General features: G+C 41.5%; 18 protein-coding genes. 10 read left to right on the forward strand and 8 right to left on the reverse strand.

Annotated features, from left to right (window positions below):
* Positions 1–33: 33 nt before the first annotated feature.
* On the forward strand, positions 34–1,776 hold the full coding sequence (locus tag C7972_RS12775; protein WP_220020905.1) for a TIM-barrel domain-containing protein: 1,743 nt from the start codon (positions 34–36) through the stop codon (positions 1,774–1,776).
* A 32-nt stretch (positions 1,777–1,808) separates the two neighbouring features.
* Here C7972_RS12775 and C7972_RS12780 read toward each other — a convergent pair whose 3' ends face one another.
* Positions 1,809–2,684 carry a glycerophosphodiester phosphodiesterase family protein gene (locus tag C7972_RS12780; protein WP_110356572.1) on the reverse strand — a complete coding sequence of 292 codons (876 nt, stop codon included), beginning with the start codon at positions 2,682–2,684 and terminating at the stop codon, positions 1,809–1,811.
* Positions 2,685–2,905: 221 nt separating this feature from the next.
* Positions 2,906–4,150, reverse strand: coding sequence for a DUF5103 domain-containing protein (locus tag C7972_RS12785; RefSeq protein ID WP_110356573.1), 1,245 nt, complete (start codon positions 4,148–4,150; stop codon positions 2,906–2,908).
* Positions 4,151–4,299: 149 nt separating this feature from the next.
* Between C7972_RS12785 and C7972_RS12790 the strand changes: the two genes are divergently transcribed.
* From C7972_RS12790 to C7972_RS12825, 8 genes are all read left to right on the forward strand, one after another.
* Positions 4,300–5,652, forward strand: a complete 1,353-nt coding sequence (locus tag C7972_RS12790; RefSeq protein ID WP_110356574.1) for a Na(+)-translocating NADH-quinone reductase subunit A — start codon at positions 4,300–4,302, stop codon at positions 5,650–5,652.
* Between the two features lie 3 nt (positions 5,653–5,655).
* Entirely contained in the window at positions 5,656–6,924 is a 1,269-nt protein-coding gene (locus tag C7972_RS12795; RefSeq protein WP_110356575.1) for an NADH:ubiquinone reductase (Na(+)-transporting) subunit B, read from the forward strand.
* Positions 6,925–6,926: 2 nt separating this feature from the next.
* The gene (locus tag C7972_RS12800) at positions 6,927–7,679 is read left to right on the forward strand and encodes a Na(+)-translocating NADH-quinone reductase subunit C (RefSeq protein ID WP_110356576.1); all 753 of its coding nucleotides are present in this window, start codon (positions 6,927–6,929) and stop codon (positions 7,677–7,679) included.
* A 3-nt stretch (positions 7,680–7,682) separates the two neighbouring features.
* Positions 7,683–8,330 (forward strand): NADH:ubiquinone reductase (Na(+)-transporting) subunit D, encoded by a 648-nt coding sequence (locus C7972_RS12805; protein WP_110356577.1) that lies wholly within the window; start codon positions 7,683–7,685, stop codon positions 8,328–8,330.
* Positions 8,331–8,354: 24 nt separating this feature from the next.
* Complete coding sequence (gene nqrE, locus C7972_RS12810; protein WP_110356578.1) at positions 8,355–9,092, forward strand: NADH:ubiquinone reductase (Na(+)-transporting) subunit E; 738 nt, start codon at positions 8,355–8,357, stop codon at positions 9,090–9,092.
* Positions 9,093–9,094: 2 nt separating this feature from the next.
* Complete coding sequence (nqrF, locus tag C7972_RS12815; RefSeq protein WP_110356579.1) at positions 9,095–10,402, forward strand: NADH:ubiquinone reductase (Na(+)-transporting) subunit F; 1,308 nt, start codon at positions 9,095–9,097, stop codon at positions 10,400–10,402.
* Between the two features lie 141 nt (positions 10,403–10,543).
* Entirely contained in the window at positions 10,544–10,903 is a 360-nt protein-coding gene (locus C7972_RS12820; protein WP_110356580.1) for a Na(+)-translocating NADH-quinone reductase subunit F, read from the forward strand.
* Positions 10,881–11,912, forward strand: a complete 1,032-nt coding sequence (locus C7972_RS12825; RefSeq protein ID WP_110356581.1) for an FAD:protein FMN transferase — start codon at positions 10,881–10,883, stop codon at positions 11,910–11,912. The genes C7972_RS12820 and C7972_RS12825 overlap by 23 nt, the downstream gene beginning before the upstream one ends.
* On the opposite strand, the gene C7972_RS12830 is transcribed toward C7972_RS12825, so the two are convergent.
* The 3 genes from C7972_RS12830 to gpmI all read right to left on the reverse strand — a co-directional run bounded on the left by C7972_RS12830 (position 11,913) and on the right by gpmI (position 15,252).
* The gene (locus C7972_RS12830) at positions 11,913–12,677 is read right to left on the reverse strand and encodes a class I SAM-dependent methyltransferase (RefSeq protein WP_110356582.1); all 765 of its coding nucleotides are present in this window, start codon (positions 12,675–12,677) and stop codon (positions 11,913–11,915) included.
* A 160-nt stretch (positions 12,678–12,837) separates the two neighbouring features.
* The gene (gene map, locus C7972_RS12835; protein WP_110356583.1) at positions 12,838–13,656 is read right to left on the reverse strand and encodes a type I methionyl aminopeptidase; all 819 of its coding nucleotides are present in this window, start codon (positions 13,654–13,656) and stop codon (positions 12,838–12,840) included.
* 78 nt (positions 13,657–13,734) lie between these two features.
* Positions 13,735–15,252, reverse strand: a complete 1,518-nt coding sequence (gene gpmI, locus C7972_RS12840; RefSeq protein WP_110356584.1) for a 2,3-bisphosphoglycerate-independent phosphoglycerate mutase — start codon at positions 15,250–15,252, stop codon at positions 13,735–13,737.
* 226 nt (positions 15,253–15,478) lie between these two features.
* On the opposite strand from gpmI, the gene C7972_RS12845 reads away from it, so the two are divergent.
* Positions 15,479–15,877 (forward strand): ankyrin repeat domain-containing protein, encoded by a 399-nt coding sequence (locus C7972_RS12845; protein ID WP_110356585.1) that lies wholly within the window; start codon positions 15,479–15,481, stop codon positions 15,875–15,877.
* Between the two features lie 106 nt (positions 15,878–15,983).
* Here the strand turns inward: C7972_RS12845 and C7972_RS24310 are convergent, their stop codons facing one another.
* The 3 genes from C7972_RS24310 to C7972_RS12855 all read right to left on the reverse strand — a co-directional run bounded on the left by C7972_RS24310 (position 15,984) and on the right by C7972_RS12855 (position 17,821).
* Positions 15,984–16,151: a DUF6747 family protein gene (locus C7972_RS24310; protein ID WP_309148926.1), complete on the reverse strand. Its 168-nt coding sequence runs from the start codon at positions 16,149–16,151 to the stop codon at positions 15,984–15,986.
* A 125-nt stretch (positions 16,152–16,276) separates the two neighbouring features.
* Entirely contained in the window at positions 16,277–17,044 is a 768-nt protein-coding gene (locus tag C7972_RS12850) for a M48 family metalloprotease (RefSeq protein WP_110356586.1), read from the reverse strand.
* A 42-nt stretch (positions 17,045–17,086) separates the two neighbouring features.
* Positions 17,087–17,821: a M15 family metallopeptidase gene (locus C7972_RS12855; protein WP_110356587.1), complete on the reverse strand. Its 735-nt coding sequence runs from the start codon at positions 17,819–17,821 to the stop codon at positions 17,087–17,089.
* Positions 17,822–17,855 lie beyond the last annotated feature (34 nt).

Consider the following 17,855-nt stretch of genomic DNA (forward strand, 5'->3'; position numbering starts at 1 on the left):
TTGAAAGGAAGGGCTTTTAAAATTGGTGTTTGGGTGCTGGGGACTTTAAGTGTCGTTGCCTATTTTTATTGGATTTTCCCCGTATGGGGAATGCCGTTCAATGATCAGCGACATGGAAATCCGCCTTTAACCCCTCCCTGGGCCTTGGAATGTTGGCTTTGGGAAGATGATGTTAATACCTCGGACTATGTGGACGAGTTACTTACTGGGTATAAGGAGAATGATATTCCAGTGAGAACCATTATTTTGGATAGTCCCTGGTCTTTGTGCTATAATGATTTTGAAATTGATACGACTCTTTATAAAAAGCCCGACCTGTGGTTTAAAAGGCTTCAGGACGATGGCTATAGGGTGGTACTTTGGATGACGTCCATGGTAAATAGTTTAAGTAATGATACCCACATAAAGGATTCCAAGGATTGGTACCAGAAGGCCAAGGATAATGGTTTCCTAGTTAAATCCAGCAAGCCAAATAAATGGTGGAAAGGCAAAGGCGGTTTTATAGATTATACCAATGACAGGGCTATGGACTGGTGGAGGGGGTTGCAACAAAATGTCTTTGACCTGGGTATCGATGGATGGAAACTGGATGGCACGGCAACCCTATTCTGGAACCAACTGGGTCCGATACCCATATTTTACAAGAGGACATCCCAGGGAATTATGACCACTAGGACCTATATGGACCACTATTACAGGGACGAATATAGGCATGGACTTACCCAAAATCCAGAGTTTGTTACACTTTCCCGATCCATGGACCGTGGCTTTCATCCCGAAGGCTTTGCTCCAATAGACGCCTCCCCTGTAAATTGGGTAGGCGATCAGAAGCACGAATGGGTTACCGATGAAATGATTATGGAGAGCGGGGATGAAAATGTTGATATTGCTTTGGATGGAATTCAAGGTTTTGAGTCGGCCATAGAGAGTGTCCTTAACAGTGCGGCCCTGGGTTATAATATTGTAGGGTCTGATGTAGCAGGATTCTCGGGGAAAACAATTCCGCCAAGATTGTATATGCGCTGGACTCAATTCTCCACTTTTTGCGGGCTGTTCATGAATGGGGGACATGGGGAGAGGCGACTTTGGAAGAGAACGGAAGAGGAGCTGGAGGTAATTCGGAAGTTTTCCTGGCTACATACAGAACTGGTGCCCTATATGTATCACTATGTGGTAACGGCCCATAACGGAGGGCGAAGGTTGCAGACACCGCTAAAGCAAGGAAAGTATCATTATATGTTCGGGGATGATTTTCTGGTGGCCCCAATATATATGGATTCCAAAAAAAGGACTATTGCGTTGCCAAAGGGGCAGTGGAGATACTTCTTTAACGATAAGGAACTCATTGATGGAGAGGTGGATATTGAGCGGGAATATCCAATGGACGAATTCCCGGTCTATATAAAGGAAGGCGCCATAGTGCCCTTGGATATAAAACGTTCCTATACAGGGTTGGGGGATTTGGATTCCGAAGGCTATACAACGATTTTAGTTTATCCTAAAGGCGAAAATAGTTTTGATTATTATCATACCGATACCGTGGGGGAAACTACAATTTCCTATGAAACAGCAGCCGGGACTCTAAAGCTTTCCCTAGAAGGAGAAAAATTCCCCCATCTTTTAAGGATTCATTCCAATAAAATCCCGGAATCGGTTTTACTGGACGGAAAACTATTGGAAAAGGAGGTATTTTGGAAATACGACGACCAAGGCCATAAACTGGTGATCAGGAATGGTGATGGATATGGCAAAGGGATTTATGAAATTAAATTTTGATCCCTCTATCCTGGATTTTGTTCGCAACTAGGTTATCGGTGTAGGTTTTTGGATCTTAGGTAGGTTAAAAGTTCTTCAGGCAAATCGGTCTGAATTACGTTGACGTATTTTCGTGTCAAGAGGGCATCAAACCCGGAATCTTTCCTTTGTCTTTCCATTGCATCATACTTGCCCAATGCATTTATCCATACCCGATATCCGGATTTTATGGTCCTTCGCATAATTCCATTTTTGTAATAGCTTTCATCAATATGTATAATGGAAATATCCTCTAGTTTTTTAATGGCCCTAATGTCCTTTCTGGAATAGGCCCTCGGCATTATTTTAATGTCCTTGTTCAATTCTTGGTACTGTGTGGTTTCGGGATAGTCATAAAGGAAAAATAATATTTGGTCCGCCATTCCGTACTTTTCAATAAGTTTAAAAGTCTGTCTTACGGCTGCCTCGCCCTCTAGCTTAAAATCCACATCCAATAGTATCTTGCCCTTGGTCAACTGCAGAACCTCTTCAAAAGTGGGTACCTGCTCCTCAGTAATACCATTTCCGAATTTCAGTCTTAACTCTTTGAGCTCGGCAAGGGTGAAATCGTCCACTTTCCCTGTGCCATTGGTCGTTCTGTCAATAGTTTTGTCGTGCATAATTACCAGTTCCCCGTCCTTACTTTTTCTAATATCGATTTCTACGATATCTACCCCTATGCGGATGCTTTCCTCTATGGCCGCCAAGGAATTTTCCGGATAGTTGGGGTTGGTGGCCCTGTGGGCCGCAACGAGTATCTGTTCCGGGTGGTTGTGGAAATCGTTCAGGATGCTTTGGAGTTTGCTTTCTTGCGCTTGGGAGCTTAGTCCGAAGAAAAGAAGAAGGGTAAAAATGGCTTTGTTCCAAATTGGGTGAAGGCTGCTGTTCATTATTGATTATTGGTTAAGGATTTTCTTGTACTCCTGTAGTTAAGAGGGTGCAATATAATAAGACTTTTTGTTTACACGTTTAAGCTAGTGTTAATATCTTCTTGGCCGCTTTTTTTATTGAGCTAAATTGTTGTTGCCAGGGTATTGGAGCATGTCCATATCTTAATGGCCCTAAAGACACCTTAGGAATTAGGGGTTGTAGAGCCGGACTGAAACAGGGGTTAATTGGTGATAGAACGGGAATTGGCAGAGCCAACTCCAATAATACTGTCATAGATATCGCCAAAATTCCTATAATAGACTAGGATGAGGTAGTTGTTTTCGGTAAAATGAAAATTCCCAGAAATAGTGTTCATGTCAATGCCGCCTTCATTGTTTTTCATCACATATTTGTAGTTGTAAAATCCTTGTTTCATCTTTATAACCGCCTCCATATTGCCCGTGGCCTCATTATAGGTCATTTTGTTTTCCTCTTCAAGTGCGTAATTATTGTATTTTCCAAATACATATACATCGTTCAGGCCAATCTTTGCCGTGTAGGGCAGGGTAAAGTGTATGTAACTGTACTCGGCCTCCCTGGAGCTGTCCTCTCCCTGCAGGGTTCGGACCACAAAGTCGCCATTGATATCGGGATAATAGGTATAGGGCCTGTCATCCCTAAAATAGTCCATAAATAAATAATGGTGGTAAAGGTCTGTAAGTTCTATTCGGGAAATGGAAGAACTTGGCGCCCTTAGGTCTTTGGTGTCAAAATTGAAATATTCATTTCCGCCAAAATAACTGGTTTCCTTATCGTATTTATATACCAATTCCGACCCCAGGATAAATTGAGGGCTTATATTGGTAATGGCGGTAGGCCAAAGGTGGTTTTGAATTATGGCCACTTTTACCTCCTTGTTGGGGTTTACCAATTTCACCTGGGTGGCATTAATGGTAAATTGTACAACCTGTTTTTCATTTAAATAGTTGAAATCCCTGGAACGTTTTACCACGCCGCCCACCGTAACCCTATCCTCATAGACAACGAATCTTCTGGAAAACTGTAACTCATTATAACTGTTGTAAATTTCCAATACATAATTGCCGCTAACTTTTAATCGGGTATTATCGTTGGGTATGGTAAGTTTGTAGTTGGAATATGGTTGTAAGGTAGAGTAGCTGTTTTCGTAATCTACTATGCGCTCGTTGTCCATTCCGTTTAGATATTGCGATTTTAAAAGGGAAGATGGGGTCCAATCGTAATCGCAATGTACAATCTTGTAGTAGTAATCCTGTTCATTGGCGAGTAGGTCGTCAAACTCCAAATAAACCGGGTCGCCCAAGTTTACGACCGGAAATTGGTCATCGGTATCACCTTTAAATATAATGGTCTTAATATTGGTTGGAGGGTTGATTTCCATCTGAACCTGGGCAAAAGTAAAACGGATGCACAGGAACAGAACAAGCGCAAAAAGATTCAATCTCATTTGGTAATATTTTACAGTAAAGGTAAGCAAAAAGCAAGCCTAAATAAGTTAGGGTGGTTTAATCTCTAAATTTATAAGTAATAATTATGAAAACTTTCTATTAAGTAGTAAATTTGCTCGAAATTTTGATAACCTAAGGTCTACTAAATATGTCTAAAGACATCCGAATTAAAAAAGGCTTGAACATTAATCTTATTGGTGATGCGGAAAAGACCACTTCCAAAGCTGTTTTAAGTAATGTTTATGCAATCAATCTTCAGGATTTTCACGGAATTACACCTAAATTATTAGTTAAGCAAGGAGCTGAAGTAAAGGCGGGAGAGCCACTTTTTTACAATAAAAATGTGGAAGAGATGCTTTTTGTTTCCCCTGTTAGCGGAGAATTGGTTGAGGTAGTGAGAGGTGCGAGAAGAAGAATTTTAACATTGAAAATATTGGCGGACAAAAGCCAGGAATTTGTGTCCCATGCACCTTTGTCCCCTAAAAGCGCCAAAGCTGAGGAGGTGAAGGCGTTGCTTTTAAAATCTGGGTGTTGGCCTTTTATTAAGCAAAGACCTTATGATATTATTGCGAACCCAAGTGTAACCCCTAAGGCCATATTTATTTCGGCATATGTTACCAGTCCTATGGCGGCCGATTTGGATTACGCATTAAAGGGTAAGGAAAATGAAATTCAGGCAGCAATTACTGTCCTGGGAAAATTAACTCCCGGAAAGGTACATGTCTCTGTTGGCAAAGGTAAAGAGTCTATTTTTTCCAAAATGGAAGGAGCTGAAATACATAAGGTTTCCGGTCCCCATCCAGCAGGTCTGGTAGGTACCCAGATCAATAAAATAGACCCCATTAACAAAGGTGAAGTGGTTTGGACAATAACGCCACAGGACCTTGTAATTATAGGGGAGCTTCTGATAACGGGACGATATAATCCTGAAAGGGTCGTGGCCCTGGTTGGGTCTAGCGTTAAGGCTCCAAAATATTACACTACCAGAATAGGGTCGGAAATAGCCACCTTTCTATATGCCAGTGGTGTGAATACCGAAAACTTCAGGGTGATCAATGGGGATGTCCTTACAGGTTCGAAAACAAAACCGGATGGGTATTTAGGGCATTATAACAATACCGTAACGGCAATTCCCGAAGGGGATGATTACGAATTTTTTGGATGGAACAAGCCTGTTTTCAATAAAATATCTTCAACAAGGGCCTTGACCTTCTCTTGGTTGCAGCCCAAAAAGAAATACGATTTGGATACCAATACCAATGGTGAACACAGGGCATTTGTGGTAACGGGATTGTACGAAGAGGTTTTTCCAATGGATATATACCCCTTACAACTTCTAAAAGCTTGTATGGTAAAGGACTTGGATGAAATGGAACAGTTGGGTCTTTACGAAGTTGCTCCCGAAGATTTTTCACTTACAGAATTTATTTGCATCTCTAAACAGCCCCATCAGCAGATTATTAGGGAAGGGTTGGATTTATTATATAAAGAAATAGGATAAAAGATGAGCTTAAAAAGTAATTTACATAACCTAAAGGAGAAGTACAAGGGTAAAAAAATGGCCCCTGCATTCAATGCAATCCATACCTTTTTGTATGCTCCCAACGAAACTACACATTCTGGGTCCCATGTACGTGCCGTGGATGATCTTAAGCGTACGATGAATACGGTGATCATGGCTTTGGTGCCTGTGCTTATATTTGGAATTTTCAATGCGGGTTATCAGCACTATGCAGCTGTGGATGCTGCCAATGGCGTTGTAAGGCAAGCTTCCCTGTTTGGTAACTTCCTTACTTGGGAGAATTTTATTATGGGGGCATGGACCGTGCTGCCTTTGGTAATCGTTTCCTATGCGGTTGGACTGGCGGTAGAATTCTTGTTTGCCGTAATTAAAGGCCATGAGGTGGAGGAAGGATATTTGGTTACCGGTATGTTGGTTCCCTTGATCGTACCTATAGATACCCCCTTGTGGATGTTGGCCGTGGCCGTAGTATTTGGAGTGGTTATCGGGAAAGAAGTTTTTGGAGGTACGGGAATGAATATTTTGAACCCTGCGCTTACCATTAGGGCATTCTTATTCTTTGCCTATCCCACCTGGATGAGTGGGGATAAGGTGTGGGTGCATCAGGCGGTGGACCTGGCCGGTGGCCCGGACGCTATTTCCGGGGAAACCATTTTGGGTTATTTGGCTCAGGGTAAGGAGGCAGAAATGTCTTATTCCGTTTCGGATATGTTTTTTGGATTTATTCCGGGATCTGTTGGGGAAACCTCTACAATACTTATTTTGTTGGGCGGACTGTTCTTGATCTATAGTAAGATTGCCAGTTGGAGAATTATGGTGAGTGCCGTAATAGGAGCCCTGGTTATGGGTCTTATCTTTAACGGAGTGGTAGATGCGGGCTGGATAACCGAAACAAGTAAGTTCTACGGATTAATGAGTTTTGCATTTTGGCAGCATTTGATCGTGGGTGGTTTGGCCTTTGGTATAGTATATATGGCAACCGATCCGGTTACCGGTGCACAGACCAATAAGGGCAAATGGTATTATGGATTCTTTATAGGATTTATTTCGGTATTGATAAGGGTATTCAACCCTGCTTATCCAGAAGGCGTATTCCTGGCTATTTTGTTGATGAACGTTTTTGCCCCAACTATTGATCACTATGTGGTTAGGGGGAATATAAATAAAAGATTGAAGCGGGCTAAGAACGCTACTATTTTGCCCAGGGACGGAGAAGGAAAAGCACAGGAATTAAAAGCAGAAACAGTATAATCATGGCAATTAATACAGATAAAAATAGTTACACCGTTATTTTCGCCGCCATTATGGTGGTCATTGTTGGGTCTCTTTTGGCATTTTTTGCCTCCTCTTTGAGTGAAAAGATCCAGGAGAACGAAAGACTGGAGAAGCAACAGAATATTCTTTATGCCATGGGCGTAAACGAAAATGAGGACGAAGGAAGTGTCAATTTTGTTTCTACCGATAAGGTCGCCGGGGAATTTAAAAAATATATCAAGGAACAATTGGTCATTGAAGGGGATAAGATTACAAAGGATGACAATGCCTATCTAATAGACCTTAAGAAACAGGAAACCGAGGCCAAAGCCGGCAAAACAAGAAAGTTGCCCTTGTTTATTGGAGAAAAGGACGGATCAAAGTATTATATCATTCCTATGAGGGGCAAAGGTCTTTGGGATGCTATATGGGGATTCGTTGCCCTGGATAATAATTTAGTGGTAAAAGGCGTGTATTTTGACCATAAGGGAGAAACCCCGGGCTTGGGAGCCAATATCAAACAGCGCTATTTTATGGACGATTTTGCAGGAGAATCCATTTTAAAGGGTACTGAATATGCGGGAATTGCAGTTGCCAAGGGAAATAACGACCCAACCAATGAAATCAAGGATGATAATGAAGTTGATGCATTGGCAGGAGCAACCATTACCGGTAACGGCCTCTCCGCAATGATTAAGGAAAGCGTAAAATTATATAAATCCTATTTGGAATCAATAAGAGCTAAAAATTAAACTATGGCACTACTTTCAAAAAAAGATACGAGTCTAATATTAGACCCTTTGGCCGATAATAACCCTATTACCATCCAGGTATTGGGAATTTGTTCCGCCTTGGCAATTACAGCAGAATTAAAGGCGTCCATAGTAATGGCCCTATCGGTTATGTTCGTATTGGGCATGGGAAATGTCGTTATTTCCTTGATGCGGAACATTATACCGTCCAAAATTAGAATTATTGTACAATTGGTGGTTGTTGCCGCCCTTGTAATTATGGTAGATCAGGTGCTAAAGGCCTTTGCTTACGAATTGAGTAAAACACTTTCTGTTTTCGTAGGGCTTATCATAACCAACTGTATCATTATGGGGCGTTTTGAAGCCTTCGCCTTGGCCAACGGACCTTGGAGGTCCTTCTTGGATGGTATAGGGAATTCTGCCGGATATGGTTTAATATTGATCATAATTGGATTTTTTAGGGAACTATTGGGCTCAGGTACATTACTTGGGTATAAGGTCTTGGGAGATCCCATTGAAAAAACAGGTTTGTATGCCATTGGATATGAGAACAACGGATTTATGTTGTTGTCCCCCATGGCCCTGATCGTTGTTGGCCTCATTATATGGGTGCAACGTTCACGCAACAAAGCTTTAATAGAGGAAAACTAGTAGTCATCATAAGTATAGAATGTTATGTTAGAACATGTAGAATTATTTTTTAAATCCATATTTATAGATAATATGGTATTTGCCACGTTCTTAGGAATGTGTTCCTACCTTGCCGTTTCTAAAAAAGTGACTACTGCAGTTGGTCTTGGAGCAGCTGTGATCTTTGTATTGGCGGTAACGGTTCCCCTAAATTGGTTGTTGGATCAGTATCTGTTACGTGATGGGGCCTTGGCCTGGTTGGGACCTGAGTACGCCGATTATAACCTAAGCTTTTTATCTTTTATACTCTTTATAGCTACCATAGCAACTATGGTGCAATTGGTAGAGATCGTTGTGGAGAAATTTTCCCCTGCACTTTATAATTCATTGGGTATATTTTTACCGCTTATTGCTGTTAACTGTGCCATCTTGGGAGGTTCGTTGTTTATGCAGTCCAGGGATATCCAAACCTTGGGACTGGCCTTCAATTACGGACTAAGTTCTGGAATTGGCTGGTTTTTGGCTATTTTGGCCATTGCTGCCATTCGTGAAAAAATCAGATACTCCAATGTTCCTGCCCCACTCAGGGGTCTTGGGATTACCTTTATAATCACTGGACTTATGGCTATTGGTTTTATGAGTTTTGGCGGTATGTTGACAGGTGGTGATGAAGCTCCAAAAGAAGTAGAGCAGAATACGGCCCAAAAGGTAGAGGAAGATAAAATAATTGAGGAAACCAAAGAAAATACGGTTTCTTATAACAACGCTATAATAAACGAGTAAAAATGATTTTAGCTACAAGTACAATTGGAACAATACTGATAACGGTAGTTGCTTTTTTAATACTATTGTTATTATTGGTGGCATTATTACTGTTTACCAAGGAGAAATTATCCCCATCAGGCCCGGTAACCATTACGATTAATGGTGAAAAGAAAATTGAAGTAGGTTCAGGGGGGTCCCTGTTGTCCACTTTGGGGAACCAAAAAATATTTCTTCCTTCTGCCTGTGGAGGCGGAGGAACCTGTATTCAGTGTGAATGTCACGTACTTTCCGGTGGAGGGGAAGCCCTTCCAACAGAAACGCCACATTTTTCCAAAAAGGAATTGAACCATGGCGCTCGTTTGGCCTGTCAGGTGAAAGTGAAACAGGATATGGAAATCACTATTCCAGAAGAAGTTTTCGGAATTAAAAAATGGCAGGGAACAGTGGTTCGTAATTACAACGTAGCTTCCTTTATTAAGGAATTTGTTGTTGAAATTCCTGAAGATATGGGGTATAAGGCCGGTGGATATATTCAGATTGAAATTCCCCCATGTGAGGTGAAATTCTCTGAAATGGATATCACCGCGCATCCGGAAGAGCACGAAACCCCTGATAAGTTTCAGGCAGAATGGGATAAGTTTAACCTATGGCCTCTGGTCATGAAGAATCCTGAAACTGTGGAAAGAGCCTATTCAATGGCCTCTTATCCTGCTGAAGGAAGGGAGATTATGTTGAACGTTCGTATTGCAACCCCACCATGGGATAGGGCCAAAAACGGTTGGATGGATGTAAATCCCGGGATTGCATCTTCCTATATCTTCAATTTGAAAAAAGGAGACCCTGTGGTAATTTCCGGACCTTACGGTGAGTTCTTTATCAACGAATCCGATTCAGAGATGCTGTATGTTGGTGGTGGTGCAGGAATGGCGCCAATGCGTTCGCATTTATATCACCTGTTCAACACCTTAAAGACCAACAGAAAAGTTACCTATTGGTACGGAGGTAGGTCTAAGCGCGAATTGTTTTATTTGGATCATTTTTACAAACTGGAAAAGGAGTTTCCAAACTTCAAATTCTATTTGGCACTATCCGAGCCCTTGCCAGAGGACAACTGGAAAGTGAAAGAGAACATTGATGCGCCAGGAGATGGTTTCGTAGGATTTATTCACAACTGTGTAATAGAAAATTATTTGAACCATCACGAATCGCCGGAAGATATAGAATTGTATTTCTGTGGACCGCCATTGATGAACAAGGCTGTTCAAAAAATGGGAGAGGATTTCGGAATCCCTGATGAACATATTAGATTTGACGATTTTGGAGGTTAATCTATAACCTTCCTGAATTCCAAGACCTTGAAGGTCTAATTATAGACCTGTCAGGTTTTCAAAACCTGACAGGTTTTTTTTATAAGCATGTTGTGAATAGGCCAGAATTTGTTTTTGGTGTAGGAACTTAAAGTAAAGACAATGAGTACGCCCTTAACGGAACAGGAATTGCACAATTTGGCAATGAACATTGTTGGAAAACAATTGGAAGCCGAAGGATTCGAGTTTATGGGAGTTAATAGCAAACCCAAACGCAATCCACAGTTTGTCTGTCTTAAGGATAAAAAGTTATTTTTTATAGTGGTGCGCTCTGTGCTGCATCCACAGGATCCAAGGGAATACGACAGGTCCCTAATGCAGAAAATTAAGGATCATGCCCTTGCCCAAAACGGTGAGGCCTATTATGCCGGGGTTGGTCTCTACAATGCGGAGGATAGAAACCTACCGGTTTATCTTAATGAAGCTTATGTGTTGGAATATGATGGACTTATCAAAATATAACGGATTCCGTATAGCATTATTTTTTTTAATACTGTTGGGGGCAGGGTGTGGGAGCAGTGAGACTAAATGGGTAAAGAATGTGAGTTCTGGCTCCGCTCTTGGAACTTCCTACAACATCACTTATTTGTCCAAGTCGGAATTGAATTTTGAACGGGAAATAGATTCCCTTTTTCAAGTTTTAAATCAGTCGATGTCCACTTACATACCCACTTCCGACATCTCAAGAATAAATGCAGGGGATTCCACCATTGTTGTGGATGCAATGTTCAGGGAGGTCTTTGAGCTTTCTGCCAAAGTATTTGAAGCCACGGATGGTTATTTTGATCCAACTGTTGGGGTTTTGGTGAACGCCTGGGGCTTTGGCCCAGGTGCGGAGTTGAAAATGGACAGTACTAAGGTAGATAGCCTTTTGGATTACGTGGGTTTCAACAAAGTATCCATTAATTTGGACCGTAGGATCAAAAAAGCGGACCCTGCCATCTATTTCGATTTTAACGCCATAGCCAAAGGTTATGCGGTAGATCGTCTGGCAGTTTTGTTAAGGAATAAAGGTATTGCCCATTTTTTGGTCGAAGTTGGGGGCGAGTTGGTGGCTCAAGGGGAGAACAGGATCAAGGGAAAAAGATGGGTAGTGGCCATTGATGATCCCATGATGGAGGAAAGCAGGACCTATAAAAGAACCTTGTATATGAAAGACATTGCCATGGCGTCCTCTGGAAATTATAGAAAATTCAAAATTGATCCAGAAACCGGTGCCAAGTATGTCCATACCATCGATCCCAAAACTGGTTATACCAAGAATTCAAATATCCTGGCAGCAAGTGTAATGGCAAATGATTGTGCCACTGCCGATGCCTTTGCCACTTCTTTTATGGCCATGGATTTGGAGAAAACAAAAACAATATTGGCACAACATAAAGAATTGGAAGGCTATATTATCTATTTGGACCCAGAGGGAAAGGTCTTGGAATATATGACCAACGGTTTTAAGGAGAATATCTTGGAGTAGTTATTTGGCAACCAAGGGGATAATCTCACCTTTGGCCAATCTAAAATGGTCCACTTCGGCATCGGATAGCTTTTTGGTGTAATCAACTTCCACTACCTTAAAGCCTACAGATCTAAGCTTTGCAAAGTAATCCCTTCCGTAAATTCGGACATGGTCGTACTGGCCGAATATTTTGGCCCTTTCCTTTTTGTCCGTTATACTATTATCCTCATAGGTAACGGCCCTATTCAAGTCTTGTGGGATTTGAAAAATGCCCCATCCTCCAGGTTTTAGTACCCTGTACATTTCTTTCATTGCTTGGGTGTCATCGGGAATATGTTCCAGCACATGGTTGCAAAATATGACGTCAAAGGAATTTTCGGGGAAGGGAAGATTGCATATATCCGCTTTTACATCGGCCAGGGGCGAATTTAGATCGGTGGTGGTGTAGGATATGTTCTTTAGGTTTCTGAACCTTTTGTAAAAGGCTTGTTCGGGAGCAAAGTGCAAGACCTTAAGGTGGTCCGTAAAAAAATTGGTCTCATTTTTCAAATAGAGCCACAATAAGCGATGCCGTTCCAAAGATAGGGTAGAGGGCGATAATACATTTTCCCTGGGATGTTCATAACCATAGGGGAGAAAGCTTTTGAATTTTTTTCCATCAATGGGGTCGGTATATCGATCGCCCCGCATGCCAAGGGCCATAATGGGACGCACCCAATAGCTTAATTTAATAAGAATGGGCCGGGGGATGGTATTTAAGATGTATTTAAATAATTTTTTCAAAGTGCTTTACTGGATTTACCATAGAAATAAAGGAAATTCACCAAAATTTATCAAGAGGTAATTTTTAATGGCTTTATACACCCATGGCACTCTTTGACCTAGAAAGATATGTGGTACTGTAGTCCTTTACTTGTTACAGCCTGAAGAAGCCCCTATAGTGTTAAAGCACCAATGCCTTTTGGCGGAACTCCGCTTCCTCATCACTTTGTATCCCCAAGGCCTCATAGATATAGGCAAAGGTGGATAATATCTCTGGTTTTCCATCAATGATGGCTACATCATGCTCAAAATGTGCGCTTGGTTTATTATCGGCCGTTAGAATGGTCCAACCGTCCTTTAGTTGTTTTATTCTTCTAGTGCCCAAATTAATCATGGGCTCTATGGCCACTACCATGCCTTCCACAAATTTCTTGCCCCTTCCCCGTTTGCCATAGTTGGGCATTTCGGGATCTTCGTGCATTTCCCTGCCCAATCCGTGACCGACCAGTTCCCTAACAACGCCATAACCCTGGCTTTCTGTATATTGTTGAATGGCGTAACCTACATCGCCTACTCGATTTCCAACCTTAAATTCACGAATTCCTGCGTAAAGGGATTCTTTGGTGACCTGTAATAATTTTTTTGTTTCGGCCTCAACTTCCCCAACCTCAAAGGTGTAGGCATGATCGCCGTAGAATCCGTTTTTAAGGACTCCACAATCTATAGAGATAATATCGCCTTCAACAAGAGGGGTGTTGTTGGGAATTCCGTGAACTACCTGGGCATTGGGACTCATGCACAGGGAGTTGGGAAAATCGTACAATCCCAAAAAACCTGGGACACCTCCGTGATCCCTTATAAAAGCTTCCGCCAAACTGTCCAGCTGTAAGGTGGTTACACCCGGCTTTACCTCACTGGCCAACATTCCCAAGGTCTTGCTTACGATCAATGCACTTTCGCGCATTAATTCGATCTCTTCTAGAGTCTTGATCTTTATCATAGATTGCAAATGTAAAACAATACTTTTAAAAATTCACCTTTGGGGGTACTGGCAAATGTATTGAAATTTCAAAAATTATTATACCAAGGGTTTTCTTGTCATTAAGGCCGGTTGTGGAACCCCCATCAGCTTAAGGATGGTTGGTGCAATATCACCTAAAACCCCATCTTTTATAGTCTTTAATTCCTTGTCCACCAAAATTAAGGGAACTGGATTGGTGGTGTGTGCCGTATTGGGGCTACCGTCCGGATTTACCATGGTCTCGCAATTTCCATGATCCGCAATGACCAAGGTGGTATAACCGTTTGCCAAGGCTGCCGTTATTACCGATTCCGCACAGCTATCCACGGTTTCACAGGCCTTAATGGCGGCTTGCATATCTCCGGTATGGCCTACCATATCGGGGTTGGCAAAATTGAGACAAACAAAATCCACCTCGCCTTTGTTCAATTCCGGAATGATGGCATCCCTTATCTCGTAGGCGCTCATCTCTGGCTTTAAATCATAGGTAGCTACCTTGGGTGACGGACATAAAATTCGTTGTTCCCCTTCAAAAGGAATTTCCCTGCCACCATTAAAAAAGAAGGTTACATGGGGATACTTTTCGGTCTCCGCAATCCTAATCTGTTTTTTGTGGGCTTTGGCCAAGGTTTCCCCTAAAGTTTCACTAATATTATCCTTGTCATATATTACTTTCACTCCCTTATAGGAATCATCGTAATTGGTCATGGTTACATAGTATAGATCCAGTTTGTGCATGTTTAGTTCGTGCATGTCCTCTTGACTAAGCACTTGGGTAAGTTCCCTGCCACGGTCTGTCCTAAAATTGAAAAAGATAACTACATCACCATTTTTAATTGTGGATAAAGGGGATCCTTCATCATCAGTGACCAATAAAGGTTTTAGGAACTCATCCGTAATACCGGATTCATAACTGGCCAATATGGATTCTTCAATATTTTTTGTTTTTTGGCCCTCACCATTCACCAATAGGTCGTAGGCCAATTTTACCCGTTCCCATCTTTTATCCCTGTCCATGGCATAATAGCGGCCAATAACACTGGCCAACTTGGCATTCTTATCGGAGCAATATTTGTTTAATGCTTCCACATACCCTATCCCACTTTTGGGGTCTACGTCCCTGCCATCACTAAAGGCGTGGATAAATGTGTTCTTAAGGCCGTAACTTTCGCTGGCATCAATAAGCCCCCTGAGGTGTGAGGTGTGGCTATGTACGCCCCCGTCACTCAACAATCCTAGGAAATGGACCGGTTTATCATTGTTTTTGGCATAAAGTAGTGCATCTTTTAGCACCTGCTCATCCTTTAAGGTATCCTGATCGATAGCCAAGTTTATCTTTGCCAGATCTTGGTATACAATTCGGCCGGCACCCAGGTTCATATGGCCTACCTCACTGTTGCCCATTTGTCCTTCCGGCAATCCTACATTCATTCCGTCGGTCAAGAGATTGGAATTGGCGTATTTGGTATAAAGGGAGTCTATAAAGGGGGTGTTGGCATTGTCTATAGCGGAGACTTTAGGGTCTGGGGATTTACCCCATCCATCCAAAATCATTAAAATTACTTTTTTATTCATGATTTGTTTATTGGTGATGTCAAAAATATAACTATTGTATTTGGATTGCTAGAATTTGGGACAGCTTTTTTGAAAATTTTAGGCCCCTTGAAGATTATTTTTTAAGTGATGGGTCAAAAGAAGGCTTTTTGTTAAAATTTTGTTATTTAACCCAAAAAAGTGAAACAAATTTAACCAAATGGAGTCTGTTATGGTAATCAATAACAACTTATTAATCTTATTCATCATGAGAAAAACAGTCTTAACAGTCACCATGGCATTATTGTTTATGGTTGCGGGCGTTCGCGCTGAAAGTAGTAACAGTATCTATGCTATTAATGAAACGGCTTTATTTGGCAACCCGGGTGATCTAAGCTCTTTCTGCAAGGCTATCATTAAGGGGGATTTGGAAACCGTAAAGCGACTAATTGAGTTAGGTGAGGATGTTAACCAAAAATCTTTGGGAAAAACACCTGCCATCTTTGCCGCACGTTACAATAAGGTTGAGATTTTGGAACTCCTTATTGCCAATGGAGCCGATCTTAAAATTAAGTGCGATAATGGTTACAACGCAAAAAAACACGCAGAACTGTCCAATGCCACCGAGGCCCTGGAAGTAATCAATGCCAGCCTACAGAAGAAATAGTTGTAGTGCATGCATTTAAAAAAAACCTATCGAAAATAATCGATAGGTTTTTTTATTGCTTCAATTTGCTTTATAGTGTTCAGGTAAAAGAGCAAATCTTGATGATCTAGAATTCAAATCCGGTAAAGGCTCTAAATGCAAATGCATAGAGTGCCATGGATAACATTGCCACACAGAAAACGGAGTAGATCTTTAAAAATACTACTACAAATTCTGGTTTACAATTTTCGAATGCCGCTAAATAAATGTTCTTAAAATGTAATAAAGTTCCCATATAGTCTCATTTAGATGATTGTAAATCAAAGCTATAAGGGGTAAAGTTTTCTAGGTGATAAGATTTGGATCTGGTGCAATATACTAATAATCGACTTAAATACTAATCTTGGTAAGGGAAATTGGTTATTGTTGCCCTTTAATTCGCTCAATGGCTTCTTTTATCCGTTCAATTCTATTATCGGGGTCCGGATGTGTACTCTGAAACTCGGGGACTCTATTGGGTCCACCGGCAGCTTTTAGTATTTCCATTACCTTGATCATTTCATAGGGGTCGTAACCGGATTGTATCATAAAGAGCACCCCTAGCTCATCGCTTTCCAATTCATCGTCCCTGCCGTTGGTCAAGAGGGTGTTTTGGCCAATGCTATTGACAATTCCACCAGCATCGGCACCTACCGATGCTCCCATGCTTATGGTCTGCCAAAAGTTGCTATCCGCAATTCTTTCTGCAGAGTGCCTACCAATTACATGCCCAATCTCATGTCCCAATACTCCGGCGAGTTGTGCTTCGTTCAATTGGGAGAAGAGGGCGTAGGTTACAAAAACAGGTCCACCGGGTAGGGCAAAGGCATTGATGGTCTGCTCATCTGCCAATAAATGAAAATCATATTTATATGGTGTTTCCCTGGCAATACTATTGTTTACCAGTTTATTTCCCAACTGATCTACAAAAGACTGTAGTCGTTCATCAGGATATAGACCGCCATATTGTTGGGCCACCTCGGGAGCACTTTGCAGGCCAATGGCCACTTCTTGATCCGTACTCATGTTTATGTTCTGGACCCTACCGGTATAAGGGTTTTCCTCCCTGTTATTGCAGCGCTGTACAAAAGCGAAGGCCACGATTGCCAAGCCTATGAATATCCTAATTTTCCAACTACCTCTTCTCATCTGTGTTTTTTATGGTATAGTTATGAAATTACAAAAAACTATTTAGAGAAGGTCTGGGTTAATGTCTAAAATATTGTTCTGAATATAGCCTTTAAGAAATCCTGAGGTGAAGTTTTCCTTTCCAATGATATCTTCCTCCAACAGCAGTTTAAAAATATTCTTTCGTCTAAAGGACTTTAGCATGGGGATGGAAATAGGAGCATAGCTATAATGCCATGGTTCGTATTTAAATCCCTTTCTTTTGGGGTTATCGGTATACACTAAATAGAAGCCATATTTGTTTGCATTGTCGTCCATCCATTTTTTTAAAAGCGCGAAGGGACCGCCTTCCTCAAATTTTTCGGGTACCAACACGTCCCCTGTGGTCTTTGGATAGCCGTCAATGATGTCTATGTCCGTTCCCCAATGATGTCTACTGGTGCCCGGGATGGTAGAATATTCTATAATTTTTTCAATGGCACCTAATTTGGTCATCCCTTTTTCCTCGGTATATTGTAAATATTTACGTTCCCAAATACCCTCCTGACGATAAAAATTACGATAACTGGATACAATTTTTAGATCCATACCATCACTATAGGCTGCCCTTTTCATCTCTACAAAGGCGTCATGGGCTTCCTTTCTCAGGTTGATGTCCTTGCCGTATAGTTCAATATCCACTTTGCCCATTAGTTCGTCTACGGAATAAATTGTTTCCTGGGATAGCGTGAGGCCTGGCAATAGTGAAAGCGCTATTCCGGTATAGCTACTTTTTTTAATAAAAGATCTTCTTTGCATAGCGTAATAATTATTTAATTATAAGCACTCCAAA

Origin of the sequence: Arenibacter sp. ARW7G5Y1 (genome assembly GCF_003201775.1) — a bacterium.
Classification (GTDB): Bacteria; Bacteroidota; Bacteroidia; order Flavobacteriales; family Flavobacteriaceae; genus Arenibacter.